The following is a 13,493-nucleotide window of genomic DNA, read 5'->3' as shown; positions in this document are numbered from 1 at the left end:
ACCGCGCCGCACACGTTCGGCCGTGCTCCGATACCGGCCGGCACCGCGCCGCACGCGCCCGGCCGTGCTCCGATACCGGCCGGCGACGGCGGCGCCCCTCGCCGGCCGGGCCGGGGGCTGACGCGGATGCCGGCACCGTTCGACGTCACCGACTTCGGGGTGCTCCCCGATCACGACCACACCGATGCCGCTCCCGGGATCCGGGCGGCGCTGCACGCGGCGGGCGCCGTCCCCGGCCCGGCGCTGCTCCGCTTCCCGCCCGGCGAGTACCACCTGTGGCCGGACGCCGCGCGGTGCCGGGAGCTGTACGTCTCCAACACGGTGGGCGACGACCCGAGACACCGCGACAAGGCGATCGCGCTTGTCGTCGAGGCGGCGGAGGATCTCGCCATCGAGGGGGAGGGCGCGCGCCTGGTCCTGCACGGGCTCCAGACGACGTTCGCCGTCATCGACTCGCGGCGGGTGCGCCTTTCCGGGCTCGAGTTCGACTTCGCGGTGCCGACGGTCGTCGACGCCACCGTGGTGGGCGCGGGCGTCGAGGCGGGCCGGGCCTACCGCGTGATCCGGGTGCCCGCCGCCACGTTGTTCTCCGTCGAGGGCGCCTCGGTCCGCTGGCACGGGGAAGTGCTCGGCTCGGGCGCGGAGGCCTGGTCGGGGCACGACGCGCTCGAGTACACGCAGATCCACGACCCCGCCCGCCGGCGGACCTGGCGCGGTCACAACCCCCTTTTCGAACGTGTCCGGACGGTCCGGACGGTCGGGGAGCGCGACATCCGCGTCGACTACGAGCACGCCGAGGAACCTGCCGACCTCGGACTCGTCTACTCGATGAGGCAGACGACCCGCGACCACCCCGGCGGGCTCGTGCTCGACAGCTCAGGGGTGACGCTGTCGCGGATGCGGTTCCGCTTCCTGCACGGGTTCGGCGTGGTCGCCCAGACGAGCCGGGACGTCACCGTCGAGGAGTGCGAGTTCCAGACCCCGCCCGGCAGCGGGCGGCACAGCGCGGGCTTCGCCGACTTTTTGCAGTTCTCCGGCTGCTCGGGGCGGGCGGTCGTCCGCGACTGCCTGTTCGACGGGCCGCACGACGACCCGATCAACGTCCACGGCAGCTACCTGCGGGTCACCGGTCAGCCGGACCCCCGCACGCTCGAACTGGAGTACCCGCACCGCGAGACGGCCGGCTTCCCGCAGTTCGCGCCCGGCGACCAGGTCGAGATCGTCGACCGTGCCACGCTCCAGGCCGTCGCCTCGGCCACGGTGCTCAGGGCGCGGCAGCCGAGCGGCCGCGACCACGACCGGCCGCTGCGCCGCGTCGTCGTGACCGTCGAGGCGGACCTTCCAGGCGATCTCGCAGGGTGGACCGCGGCGGAGAACCTCACCCGGACGCCGTCCGTGCGCATCGCGGGCAACACCTTCCGCAACGTCCCCACGCGCGGCGTGCTCGTGACCACCCGGCGCGCGGTGCTGATCGAGGGAAACCGTTTCGAGCGCACGGGGATGGCCGCCGTCTACGTCTCCTGCGACGCCGGCGAGTGGTGGGAGTCGGGGCCGGTGCGCGAGCTGACGATCCGCGGCAACGAGTTCGTCGACCCGGGCGGGCCGGCGGTGTTCCTCGACCCGGCGACCACCGGATGCGACGCCGGGCGTCCCGTCCACAGTGGCGTGGTCGTGACCGGCAACCGGTTCGTGCTCGACGGGGTGCCCGCGCTCGACGCCAAGAGCACGCACGGCATCCGCTTCCACGGCAACGGCATCGTCCGGCTCGGCGCAGACGCCCCCGACATCGTCCTGCGTTCCTGCTCCGACGTACACGTCGAAACCTGACCGGCCGCGGAGAACCGTCCTGCGATCCCGCTCCGACGTACACGTCGAAACCTGACCGGCCGCGGAGAACCGTCCTGCGATCCCGCTCCGACGTACACGTCGAAATCTGATCGGCCGCGGACGATCCTCCTGTGGTTCCGCTCCGACGTGCGCGCCGAGGCCTGACCGGCCGCGGAGCCGCCGGGTTGGGGGCGGGGGATGTCACCCGGCGGGGGAGAGGCCGGAGATCTCGGATCGGCCACACGCCTGGTCCGACGGGGCCGATTCCGGTTCAGTGGAGCCCGTGACCTGCCGGGAGGGAGGGGCCGGTGCGGGCTCTGAAGGTTCTGCTGCGCGTGGTCGCCGGCGCGGGCGGCGTCGTCGCGGCCGGAGTGGCCACCAACCAGGTGCTGAACAACGGCGCGCTGAGCTGGAACTGGGCGTACGCCGCGTTCGGCGTGGCCCTGATCGCCGAGCTGTCCAGGGAACTGCTCGCCTCCCAGCCTTCCCCGGGTTCGCGGCCGCCGCGCGGAAGCCTCGGCGTCTACCTGCGCCAGGTGCGCGCCAGCGTGAGCTACATGGAGACCGTCGGGGTGGCCACCCAGGGCGAGTTCACGCTGGGCACGCGGCAGGTGTACGTCGACGTCAGCCTGATGCCCAAGCCCACGCACGACACCGCCCGCGAGCCGTACGTCGGCGCCGTCCCCGCGCGGCCGCGAGCGGCGCACAGTGAGCGGCGGACGCTGGAGTCGTTCCTCGATGCGGGGGACGGCGACGGCCAGGTGCTCGCGGTCATCGGCGGCCCCGGCTCGGGCAAGACGACCCTCGCCCGCAGCACCACGTTCGGCCTGAGCACGCGTGGATGGCGGTTCTGGAGGCGCGGCCCGCTGCCCGTCCTGCTCTACCTGCGCGACCACGCGGCCGCGTTGCTGGCCGAGGAGCCTCGCGAGCTCGCCGCCGTGGCGACGTCGGCCGGCTGGCTGGCGGGGAAGATCCCCGCCGCGTGGCTGGAGCGGCGGCTCGACCGGGGCGGCTGCGTCGTGCTGCTGGACGGGCTGGACGAGGTCGCCGACGAGGACGACCGCGTCCGTGTGGTGGCGTGGATCCGGCGGCAGATCGAGCGCCACCCCCGCAACCGGTACGTCGTCACCTCCCGGCCGCACGGCTACCTGTCCAACCCGCTGCCGAGCGCCGAGGTGCTCCAGGTGCGGCGGTTCACCCACGAGCAGATCACGCGCTACCTGCACGGCTGGTACCACGCCATCGAGAGCCGCGCCGCCGGCGACGCGGGACCGCCCGTGAAGGAGCTCGCCGCTGGGAAGGCCGACGAACTGCTCGCCCGCATCCGCGCGACTCCCGGCCTGTACGATCTGGCGGCCAACCCGCTGCTGCTCACCATGATCGCGAACGTGCACCGTTACCGCGGCCGGCTCCCGGGCAGCCGCGCCGCCCTGTACGCCGAGATGTGCGACGTCCTGCTGCACCGTCGCCAGGAGGCCCGCAACCTGACCGACGCCACGGGCCTGCGCGGCCCGCAGAAGGAGCGCGTCGTCCGGCACCTGGCGCTGGCCATGATGCGGGGCAGGGTCCGCGACATGGCCGCCGTGGACGCGCGCAGGGCCATCAGGCGGGCGCTGCGCCAGGTGTCGGGGACGGTGACCCCCGAGGTGTTCCTGGAGGAGGCCAGAAAGAGCGGCCTGCTCGTGGAGCGCGAGCACGGCATGTACGCCTTCGCCCACCTGACCTTGCAGGAGTACCTGGCCGCCGCCCAGATCGGCCAGCAGGACGCCGGCCCGCTCGCCGGCCACGTGGACGACCCGTGGTGGCGGGAGACCATCCTGCTGTGGTCCGCGAACGCCGACGCGACCCCCGTCATCGAGACGTGCGTGGCCTCGGGCACCATCGGGGCCCTGGCGCTGGCCTTCGACTGCGCCGAGCAGGCCCTCCAGGTGGACCCGGGCGTCCGGGAGCGGCTGGAGGCCCTGCTGGACGCGGACGACGGCGAGCAGGACGAGGGCCGTCGCCGGCTGCTCGCCGGGGTGAAGGCCGCGCGCAGCCTGCGCGAGGTCATCTGGCTCGACGAGAACACCGCCGTGTGCGCCCGCCCGGTCTCGCGCGACCTTTACGACATGTTCCTCCGCGACACCGGCGTGCGGGGCGACACCTGGTACGGCGCGCGCGACACCGCGTCGCCCGGCCACGGCGGCGAGGCGGCATCGCCCGGTCACGACGGGGCCTCGCCTCCGCGCGGCGGCGACGCGCCGTCCAGGGACCGCCGGGACGGGTCTCCCGCCGGTGCCGGTGCCGGGGACGCGCCGCCCGGGGCGGCCGGAGACGTGCCGGCGACGGGCGTCCTCGCCGGTCACGCGCACCTCTTCGTCGCCTGGCTCAACGCCCTGTTCGACGGCGACGTCACCTACCGGTTGCCGACCCCCGAGGAGATCGACGACCCCGCTCTCAGTCTGGTGGCCGGCATACAGGGCCACACCGTCTGGGTGCGCGGCTCCGGCGTCCCCGGGTCGTCCGAAGGCACCTCCACCGATGGCGTCGTCCTTCACCAACCGTCCCGCGTCACCTCCCCGTACGCGCCCGATGTTGCGCGCCTCGTCGGCTACCCGGAGCGCGACGTTGCTCTCTGCGGTGACTACCTGGCCCTGACACTGGGCACGGAGCCACCTGCGGGGGTGTGGTCGCACGCGCGTATCTTCGCCGCCGCGCTGAGATCGGTCGAGGAGCCGTCGCCGGGCCGCGACCGGGATGACTTCGCCCGCGTCCTGGTCCTGGCGTTGCGCCTGGAGCTCGAACACCTCGGGCACCTCGTCACATCCCGCGCGCCGCACGTCCGCCGTGCCGTGGTGCTCGCCCGCGTCATGCGGCTGGGACAGGCCCTCGGCCTGGATTTGCCGGCCCACGCGGACCTCACCGGGCTGCTCAGGTCAGATGAACCGGTCGACGCGCCGGCGCTGGGCAAGGCATTTCCGCGCTCCGGAGATCTGTCCTCGTTGTTCTCGCTGCTCGAGTGGATCGACGAGGCTGTGGACGCCGTCGGACGCATCGAGTCCGACCTTTCCGACTTCCTGCGACCGTCCCAGCGGGGACTCATCGTGTGGAACTTGGAAGAGGCGCTCCAGCATGCCGCTGACCTGGCTCGCGCGCGCCGACTCGATCGCATGGCCAAAGCCGGCGCTTTGGCCCGGCTGTCCGGCCTAGAGGGCGCCCCGGCTCCCCGCCCGGACGCCCTTCTCGACTTCTACGACGGCGCCGACACCTCCGGCCAGGAGAGCGACCTCAGGCGCGCGCTCGGCCTGGCCCTCGTGATGCATGACGCACGATTCGAGGGAACGATGATCGCGCTGCGTGCTCTGTTCACTTTGTGGCAATCGAGGGCGCGCGCGATCGCGCGCGCCCGGACACGGCCACCTGCGGGCGGAGGCGGACCCCCGATCTTCAACAGCGATCATTTCGGTTATGCGCTCAGCGATTACACCAAGGGCCTGTCCTTCACGCTGAGCCACCGCGGGAACCCGGTGGCGGCCCTGCGGAGGGGCACAGCCGTCCTGTCGGCGACCCCACGCGACCCTCAAGAGAACACCCTCGGACAGGTCCTGCGTCTGGCCGAGGAGGCCGAGGCGCTGATCGCTCCGGTGCTGTGTTACGGCGCTTCCTACAACGTGGCCGACTTCGCCCACGCGCGCGTGCGCTTGATCGCCGCGGTGCTGCGGCTGCGACCTCCCCGCACGTTGTTCGAAAGGCGGGTCGCCGCCGACCCGGATCCCGCCGAACTGTTCACCGAGGCCTTTGCCGGGCTGGTGGGGCTGCAGGAGCGGTTCGAGGGGCGGCTGCCGGCGAACGAGGTGATCGTGCTCGTCCGCGACTGAGGTCGGCTACTCGTCGCCGGTGAGGGAGAGGGAGCGCAGGCGCTGGCCGGCGAGCAGGACGGCGCCGATCGTGACGATCAGCACGGCGGGCACGGCGAAGCCCATCGTCACCGTGGGCTTGAAGAAGTCGGTGGAGGTGAGCTGCGCGGCGAAGGTCTGCGCCCACTGCTGGATGGAGAAGTTGCGCGCCCCGGGGACCAGGCCGCCGACCAGGCTCTCCCAGACCACCGCGTAGATGATGCCGACCGTCACGGCGTGCCGGGTGATGACGCCGAGCAGCAGGAACACCGCCGAGTAGGCGATGCCGCCGATCAGCGAGCCCAGCGCGAACCCCGCCGCGATGCCCGACTCGCCGCGGAGCAGGAGGTAGCCGGCGACGAACGTCGGGACGGCCGCGAACAGCGCGAGCAGCGAGGCGGAGACCGCGAACTTCGTGACGGCGATCACCGGGCGCGAGATCGGCTTGGACAGCAGGTGGATGATCGTCCCGTCGTCGATCTCGGGCGCGATCGTGCCCGTGCCGGCGATCAGTCCGAGCAGCGGCAGCATCGTCCCGATGGCGTAGACCTGCATGAGGGTGACCGTGGCACGCTCGTCGGTGCTGCCCACCAGGCGCAGCACCACGGCCAGGCCGATGAGCACGAGAGGCAGCAGGATCAGCAGCAGCACCCGGCGGCGTCCGAGGACGGCGCGGTAGGTGATGCCGGCTACGACGGAGTTCATCGGATGCTCCGGAAGGTCAGGTCTGCGAGGGTCGGGCGGCCGGTCCGGTGCGGGTCGGTCACAGAGCGGTCCAGCGGGTGGGGACCGGTCATCGGGTGCTCCGGGAGATCAGGTAGGAGAAGACGCTTTCGAGGTCCTCGTCGGCGGGGGACAGCTGCCAGACGGTGACGCCGGCGTCGCGCGCGACGCGGGGCAGCAGCCAGGTGAACCTGCGGAAGTCCACCGCCTGAACCTCCAGGCCGGCCTCGCTCAGCGACACCGCGCCCGAGGAGGCGTCGGCGATCAGCGCCGAGGCCAGGCGCCGGTCGTCGCTCGACCGCACGCGGAACAGGTGGGGCCGGTCGGTCATGCGCCGCCGGATCTCGCGGAAGTCTCCGGAGGCGGCGTGCCGGCCCGCCACGAGCACCTCGATCTGCTGGGCGACCCGCTCGACCTCCTCAAGGATGTGCGAGCTGAACAAGATGGTGCGGCCGGCGGCCCCGAGCTCTCTGACCAGGTCCATCAGGTGGAGGCGCTGGCGGGGGTCCATGCCGTTGAACGGCTCGTCCAGCAGCAGCACCTGGGGGTCGTGGACGAGCGCGGCGGCGACCTTGACGCGCTGGCGCATGCCCTTGGAGTAGGTCTCGATGCGGCGCTCCTTGGCGTCCTCCATCTCGACCATGGCAAGCGCCTTGGCCGCGGCGTCCTCGGGGGAGGGCAGGCGGTGCAGACGCGCGCTGGACAGCACGAACTGCCAGCCGGTGAGGAAGCCGTAGACGGCCTCGCGCTCGGGCACCAGCCCGATGGAGCGGTAGATCTGGTGGTTGCGCCAGATGGGCTTGCCGTCGAGCGTGGCGGTGCCGGTGGAGGGGGCGAGGAACCCGGCCATCATGTGCAGCAGCGTGGACTTCCCCGCGCCGTTCGGGCCGAGCAGCCCGGTCACGCCGGGGCCGACGGTCATCGTGACGTCGTTGACGGCCACCACGTTGCCGTACCAGCGGGAGACCTGTGCCAGTTCGATGTTCACGATGAGGCCGCCTTGCGGTAGCGGAGGACGAGCGCGGTCACCGACAGCACGACGACCACCAGGACGGCGACCGCGGCCATCGGCCCGCCCGCGCCGGGCGGATAGCCGTCGCCGTTGTTGGGGTCGGTGCCGAACAGCCACACCTGCACGGCGTCCACCAGGAAGAACGGGTTGATCAGCCAGGCCCACTGGGCGGCGCTGTCGCGGCTGGCCGACAGCAGCACGCCGACCATCACCCCCGAGATCGCCGAGGAGAGCAGGTAGACGGCGATGACCGCGGCCACGCCGAGCCCGCGCCGGGGCGTGAAGGAGGCCAGCGCGACGCCGACGGACGCCAGCAGCACCGCGTAGACCACCGAGGTGGCGAGCGCGGCGAAGTACCCGTCGGTGTCCGGCGGGCCCGGCAGGTCGATGAGCAGCTCGCCGATGTACAGGGTGGTCAGCGGCACCGCCACCAGCAGGAACAGTGCGACGGCCATGGCCGCGAGCTTGGCCGCCACGTAGTCGCCGGTCTTCACCGGCCGCGACAGGTACAGCGGCAGCACGCGGAACCGCAGGTCGGGGGCCACCAGGTAGGGCGACTGGGCCGCGAGGAAGACCGCGAGGACCGCCTGCATGGTCACGGCGTAGGCGGGATAGCCCAGCGCGGTCCGCTGGATCAGGGCCATCGCGGCGATCGACACGGCGGCCGGCAGCATCATGACCCCGGCCAGCGCGAACGGCATGATCTTGGCGCGGGCGGGGCGGCCCAGGCCGAAGACGCCGCGCAGGCTGTGCAGCACGAGCGCGGCGAACGCGTTGCCCCTGCCGAGCCGCGCGCCCTCGTAGTGCCGGTAGCCGATGTCGTGGATGACCCCGGTGGGCGCCTGGAGGGGCGCCGGGACGGTCTCAGACATTGGCGGCCTCCTCCCGGAAGACGTCCTCGATGCGGTGGCGGCCCTGTTCCAGGCGGACCAGGCTGAGCTCCAGGTCGCACACGGCGTCCCGGACGACGTCGAAGGTGTCGGGGGAGCTCGTCTCGACGATCAGCAGGCGGCCGAGCGGCGTGACCTGGCGTCCCACCTCGGCGAGCCGTGCGGCCAGGCGCTCGGCGCCCTCCTCCACCTCGACGGTGATCGACTGGGTGGCCTGGGTGAACTCGCCGATGGCCGAGGAGCGCAGCAGGCGCCCCCCGTCGATGACGATGACGTGGTCGCAGACCCGTTCGAGCTCGCCGAGCAGGTGGGAGGTGACGACCACGCTGATGCCGAACTCGGTGCCGATGCGCCGGATCAGGGCCAGCATGTCGTCACGGCCCTGCGGGTCGAGGCCGTTGGTGGGCTCGTCGAGGAAGACCAGCCGCGGATCGTGCACGAGGGCCTGGGCAAGCTTGACCCGCTGCCGCATGCCGGTGGAGTAACCGCCGATGGGCCGGTAGCGCTCCTCGTACAGCCCGACGTGGCGCAGCGTGTCGGCGGCGCGCTCGCGCGCGGCGCTGCGCGGCAGGCCGGACATCTGCGCCATGTGCACCGTGAACTCGGTGGCGGACATGTCGGGCGGCAGGCAGTCGTGCTCGGGCATGTAGCCCACGACGCGCCGGATGTCGAGGGACTGGGCGGCCGGGTCCAGGCCGAGGACGGTGGCGCTGCCCTCGGTGGGCGGCAGCAGGCCGAGCAGGATCTTGATGAGGGTGGACTTCCCCGCTCCGTTGGCGCCGACCAGGCCGGTGACGCCCGACCCCGCGCTGACGGTGAGGCGGTCGAGCGCCGTCACCCGGGGAAAGCGTTTGGTGAGTCCCTCGGTGGCGAGGATGGTCATGACCAGGACACTATCCAAGCGCCCGTCGTGGTTCCTCCCTCACATGGAGGAACCACGCCTCATCCCAGCGGTGGGCGGCCCCGAGCCCACCGGGCGCGACGAGGGGGAGGGGTGGGTGATGCGCAGCCCGTACTTCGCCCAGAAGAACCGCTGGACGAGCAGCGTCGCCGTGCCGGAGATCACCATGCCGGCGATGTTCACCGCGAGCTGGACGACCGAGCCGCCGACGTCCCCCCAGCGGCCCAGCGCGATGGCGACCGCGGCGTACCCCGCGGCGGGCACCGTGGTGACCGAGATGAAGACGCCGACCAGCGCCGAGGACTTGCCCGCCGTGACCGACAGCACTCCGGCGGTCCCGGCGAGCAGCGCGACGATGAACGACCACTTGTCGGGCTTGACGATGAACTCGACCTCGTTGTGCCCGCTGAGGCTCTGAGGGGTGATCCATCCGAGGGCGGAGAACACCAGCGCGCATACGCAGGTGATGGCGATGGCCACGGCGAACCCGATGACGAGCGCGCGGGCGGCGCTCACGATGAGCTGCCGGTCGCGGCGCAGCAGGCCGAACGCGATGCCCGTCACGGCCCCGAACTCCGGCCCGAGGACCATCGCCCCGACGATCAGGATGATCGACGGGAGCAGGACGCCGATCGCCGTGAGCTGCGTGGCGATGGTGAGGAACACCAGGTAGGCCCAGGTGATGCGGCAGTCGCTCGCGACCTGGCGGGCGAACTCCTCCCACACCACGGCGTCCTCGGGAGCGCCCGGCGCCTCCGCCTCGGCGGTGTCGGCAACGTCGGACAGCGAGAGGTCGACCCGCTCGACCGCGATCGAGCCCTCCTCGGGCAGCCGCAGCTCCTTCAGCCGCTCGATGACCTCGTTCGTCGCCTCGCGGGCGGCGTCGAAGAGGACCACGTCGCCCTTGGGACGGTGGCCGGCGCCCGGCAGGACGACGACGTTGGTGACGCCGGAGGCGCCGTCGAGGAGGCCCAGCACGTCGACGGTGCGGTCCGAGGGGGAGATCACCCGCAAGTGCAGCACGATCAAAGCCTATGTACGGCAGGGGACGCCCATGACCGTCTCGCGCCCGCGCCGTTCGCGGGGGATGCCGGGGACGAGCTCAGGTGCGGCGGAGCCGTACGCGGCGTACCGCGTGGTCGGCGCCCTTGTGCAGGACCAGCCCGGCGCGCCCGCGGGTGGGGGCGATGTTCTCGACCAGATTGCGCTCGTTGACGTCCCGCCAGACGTCCTTGGCGAACCGGGTCGCGTCCTGCTCCGACAGGTCGGCGAGGTAGGCGAAGTACGACTTGGGATCGGCGAACGCCGTGCGGCGCAGTTTGTGGAACCGGTCGACGTACCAGGACCGGATGTCCTCCACCTTGGCGTCCACGTAGATCGAGAAGTCGAAGTAGTCGTTCACCGCGAGCGCCGTCGGCGGGGCCGGCTGCAGTACGTTGAGACCCTCGACGATCAGGATGTCCGGCCGGCGCACGGTCTGGACGGCGCCGGGGACGATGTCGTACTCGAGGTGGCTGTAGACGGGGGCGTCGACCTGCGGCACCCCCGCCTTGACGTCGGCGACGAAGCGCACCAGCGCCCGGCGGTCATAGCTCTCGGGGAAGCCCTTGCGGTGCGTGATGCCCCGTTGTTCGAGCACCGCGTTGGGGTGGAGGAAGGCGTCGGTGGTGATCAGGTCCACCCGGGAGTGCTCCGGCCAGCGCGCGAGCAGCGTGTGCAGCAGCCGGGCCGTCGTGGACTTGCCGACCGCGACGCTGCCGGCGATGCCCAGGATGTACGGCGGCGGCTCGCGATCGTCGCCGAGGAAGGTGTTGACGGCCGCGCTGCGCTGCCGCGCCCCGGTGAAGTGCAGGTTGAGCAGGCGCGTCAGCGGGAGGTAGATGTCGGTGACCTCGGCCAGGTCGATCGGGTCGTCGACGCCGCGCAGCTCTTCGAGCTCGCCCGCCGTGAGGGTGAGAGGCGTGTTCTCTCGGAGATCCCGCCACTGCGCGCGGCTGAGCTCCACGTAGGGATTCGGTGCCTCCATGGGCGCAAACTCTACTGACGGCCCGGCCTTCGATCTCGGCGGGGCCGGTCTGCGGCAGAATGGGCCGGTGATCGTGGGCATCGGCGTGGACATCGTTGACATCGCGCGTCTCGGCGCCGCCCTCGAACGCACTCCGAGCCTGCGCGACCGCGTCTTCACCGACGTCGAGAAAGAGCTGCCCGTCGCGTCGCTGGCCGCCCGGTTCGCCGCGAAGGAGGCCGTGGCCAAGGCGCTCGGCGCGCCGCCCGGCCTCGGGCACCGGGAGGCCGAGATCACGGTTGCCGAGCACGGCCGTCCGGTGCTCGGCGTGTCCGGCCGGGTCGCCGAGGAGGCCGCGAGGCTCGGCGTGCGGCGCTGGCACGTCTCCCTCAGCCACGACGGCGGCCTCGCCATCGCCTACGTGATCGCCGAGGGGTGAGGCGCGTGCGCGCGAGGGACGGCGCGGCGCGGCCGGGCGCGGCAGGGACGCCGACGGCGGACACGCGGCCGGGCGCGACAGGGACGGCGACGGCGGAGGACACGCGGCCGGGGCGCGACAGTGCGGCGTCTCACGGCGGGTGACCTTCGCCGCGGTGATCGGGAAGGCTACATTCGGTGGGATGCTGACCGCGTACACCTCCGACGAGATCAGGGCGGCCGAGCGGACGCTCATGGCGCGCCTCCCCGATGGGACGCTCATGCGCCGGGCCGCCTCCGCGCTCGCCGTGGCCTGCGTGAACGTCCTGCCCCGCGTGTACGGCTCGCGCGTCGTCCTGCTGATCGGCAGCGGTGACAACGGCGGCGACGCGCTGTACGCCGGAGCCCTGCTCGCCCGCCGCGGCGCGCGGGTGCACGCCGTCCTGGCCGGGCGGACGGCGCACGAGGGCGGCCTCTCCGACCTCCTCCGCGCCGGAGGCAGGCCGGTGGACGCGCGAGACGGCGACATCGCCGCCGACCGCGTCCTCGCGGACCTGGTCGGGCGCGCGGACGTCATCGTCGACGGCCTGGTGGGCATCGGCGGCGCCGGCGCGCTGCGCGAGCCGTACGCGTCGCTGGCCCGGCTGACGGCGGGCGCGCCCGGCGTCGTCGTCGCCGTGGACGTCCCGAGCGGCGTCGACGCGAGCACGGGGGAGGTCCAGGGGGAGGCGGTCGCCGCCCATCTCACGGTGACCTTCGGCGCGGTCAAGGCGGGCCTGCTGGTGGACCCGGGGGCGAGCCGCGTGGGCACTCTCCACCCGGCGGACATCGGCCTCGGCCCGCACCTGCCGGCCCCAGACGTGGTCGCGCTCACCGGCGCGGACGTGGCCGGCCTGCTGCCCCGTCCTTCCGCCGTGTCCGACAAGTACCGCAGAGGCGTGGTCGGCGTCGTCGCGGGCAGCGACCGGTTCACCGGGGCCGCCGTGCTGTCGGTCGGCGGCGCCGTGCGGGCCGGGGCCGGGCTGGTGCGCTTCGCGAGCGCCGCCGAACCCGTCGCCCAGGTCCGCGCCAGGTGGCCGGAGGCCGTCACCAAGGTGATCACCCCGGGCGAGGGGGTGCGCGACGTCGGCCGGGTGCAGGCGTGGGTGCTCGGGCCCGGCATGGGCACCGGCGACGAGGCGCACGCCCTGGCACGGTCGGTGCTCGGCGGCGACGTCCCGGTGCTGGTCGACGCCGACGGCCTGACCGTCGTGTCCCGTGACCGGGAGCTCCTGCGACGCGAGGCGCCCACGCTGATCACCCCGCACGCCGGGGAGCTGGGCCGCCTGCTGGACGTGGCGCCGGCCGAGATCGAGGCCCGCCGGCTCCACTACGCGCGCCGCGCGGCGCGCGAGCTCGGAGTCACCGTTCTTCTCAAGGGGTCGACTACCCTGGTCGCCGAGGAGGGCAGGCCGGTCCGGGTGAACGTCACGGGCACCCCATGGCTGGCCACCGGCGGCACGGGCGACGTGCTCGCCGGCATCGCGGGAGCCTTCCTCGCCGGGGGTCTGAGCTGTTATGACGCCGCTTCCTGTGCGGCCTACGTGCACGGTCTCGCCGGACGCCTCGCGGCCGGAGGGCCGGAAGAGGGCGAGGCGCCGATCGCCGCGCTCGACGTGGCCCTTCAGATCCCCGCCGCCGTCCGCGCGCTCACCGCGAGCGCCTGACCAGGACCGATCCCGCCGTCCGCGGCGACCGGCGCCGCCGATCACCATCCGGCTCCGGCGCGATCTCGCCGATTCGCACCACTGTGACGACCCGCCGTCGCCGTCCGGCCGCCGACCGGCTCAGGCACGGCGCGTCG

General features: G+C 72.9%; 10 protein-coding genes. 4 read left to right on the top strand and 6 right to left on the bottom strand.

The window, feature by feature from the left end; all coding sequences use genetic code 11:
* Positions 1 to 126: 126 nt before the first annotated feature.
* Both ACFO60_RS30600 and ACFO60_RS30595 read left to right on the top strand, forming a co-directional pair.
* Entirely contained in the window at positions 127 to 1,827 is a 1,701-nt protein-coding gene (locus ACFO60_RS30600) for a right-handed parallel beta-helix repeat-containing protein (RefSeq protein ID WP_380847137.1), read from the top strand.
* A 308-nt stretch (positions 1,828 to 2,135) separates the two neighbouring features.
* Positions 2,136 to 5,684 carry an NACHT domain-containing protein gene (locus ACFO60_RS30595; RefSeq protein ID WP_380847135.1) on the top strand — a complete coding sequence of 1,183 codons (3,549 nt, stop codon included), beginning with the start codon at positions 2,136 to 2,138 and terminating at the stop codon, positions 5,682 to 5,684.
* A 6-nt stretch (positions 5,685 to 5,690) separates the two neighbouring features.
* Here ACFO60_RS30595 and ACFO60_RS30590 read toward each other — a convergent pair whose 3' ends face one another.
* The 6 genes from ACFO60_RS30590 to coaA form a co-directional block, all read right to left on the bottom strand.
* Entirely contained in the window at positions 5,691 to 6,407 is a 717-nt protein-coding gene (locus tag ACFO60_RS30590) for an ABC transporter permease (protein ID WP_380847132.1), read from the bottom strand.
* Between the two features lie 88 nt (positions 6,408 to 6,495).
* Positions 6,496 to 7,413, bottom strand: coding sequence for an ABC transporter ATP-binding protein (locus tag ACFO60_RS30585; RefSeq protein ID WP_380847129.1), 918 nt, complete (start codon positions 7,411 to 7,413; stop codon positions 6,496 to 6,498).
* A complete protein-coding gene (locus tag ACFO60_RS30580; protein WP_380847126.1) occupies positions 7,410 to 8,309 on the bottom strand; it encodes an ABC transporter permease subunit in 900 nt (299 codons plus the stop codon). The genes ACFO60_RS30585 and ACFO60_RS30580 overlap by 4 nt, the downstream gene beginning before the upstream one ends.
* The gene (locus ACFO60_RS30575) at positions 8,302 to 9,210 is read right to left on the bottom strand and encodes an ABC transporter ATP-binding protein (RefSeq protein WP_380847123.1); all 909 of its coding nucleotides are present in this window, start codon (positions 9,208 to 9,210) and stop codon (positions 8,302 to 8,304) included. The genes ACFO60_RS30580 and ACFO60_RS30575 overlap by 8 nt, the downstream gene beginning before the upstream one ends.
* Before the next feature lie 39 nt (positions 9,211 to 9,249).
* The gene (locus tag ACFO60_RS30570) at positions 9,250 to 10,251 is read right to left on the bottom strand and encodes a DUF389 domain-containing protein (RefSeq protein ID WP_380847120.1); all 1,002 of its coding nucleotides are present in this window, start codon (positions 10,249 to 10,251) and stop codon (positions 9,250 to 9,252) included.
* A gap of 79 nt (positions 10,252 to 10,330) precedes the next feature.
* Entirely contained in the window at positions 10,331 to 11,233 is a 903-nt protein-coding gene (coaA, locus tag ACFO60_RS30565) for a type I pantothenate kinase (RefSeq protein WP_380847247.1), read from the bottom strand.
* Positions 11,234 to 11,321: 88 nt separating this feature from the next.
* Between coaA and ACFO60_RS30560 the strand changes: the two genes are divergently transcribed.
* Together ACFO60_RS30560 and ACFO60_RS30555 are read left to right on the top strand one after the other, a co-directional pair.
* Positions 11,322 to 11,672, top strand: coding sequence for a holo-ACP synthase (locus ACFO60_RS30560; RefSeq protein ID WP_380847117.1), 351 nt, complete (start codon positions 11,322 to 11,324; stop codon positions 11,670 to 11,672).
* A 181-nt stretch (positions 11,673 to 11,853) separates the two neighbouring features.
* The gene (locus tag ACFO60_RS30555; RefSeq protein ID WP_380847114.1) at positions 11,854 to 13,356 is read left to right on the top strand and encodes an NAD(P)H-hydrate dehydratase; all 1,503 of its coding nucleotides are present in this window, start codon (positions 11,854 to 11,856) and stop codon (positions 13,354 to 13,356) included.
* Positions 13,357 to 13,493 lie beyond the last annotated feature (137 nt).

It is taken from the genome of Sphaerisporangium dianthi, assembly GCF_042654065.1.
In the GTDB taxonomy this organism is placed as follows: Bacteria; Actinomycetota; Actinomycetes; order Streptosporangiales; family Streptosporangiaceae; genus Sphaerisporangium; species Sphaerisporangium dianthi.
Note: the sequence above shows the minus strand (reverse complement) of the source record. Positions and strands in the feature narration are given on the sequence as shown.

What these genes read in the sequence shown, in the direction of transcription:
- ACFO60_RS30580 (WP_380847126.1), bottom strand. Translation starts at nt 8,309, where the DNA reads ATGTCTGAGACCGTCCCGGCGCCCCTCCAGGCGCCCACCGGGGTCATC.
- ACFO60_RS30575 (WP_380847123.1), bottom strand. Translation starts at nt 9,210, where the DNA reads ATGACCATCCTCGCCACCGAGGGACTCACCAAACGCTTTCCCCGGGTG.
- ACFO60_RS30600 (WP_380847137.1), top strand. Translation starts at nt 127, where the DNA reads ATGCCGGCACCGTTCGACGTCACCGACTTCGGGGTGCTCCCCGATCAC.
- ACFO60_RS30590 (WP_380847132.1), bottom strand. Translation starts at nt 6,407, where the DNA reads ATGAACTCCGTCGTAGCCGGCATCACCTACCGCGCCGTCCTCGGACGC.
- ACFO60_RS30555 (WP_380847114.1), top strand. Translation starts at nt 11,854, where the DNA reads ATGCTGACCGCGTACACCTCCGACGAGATCAGGGCGGCCGAGCGGACG.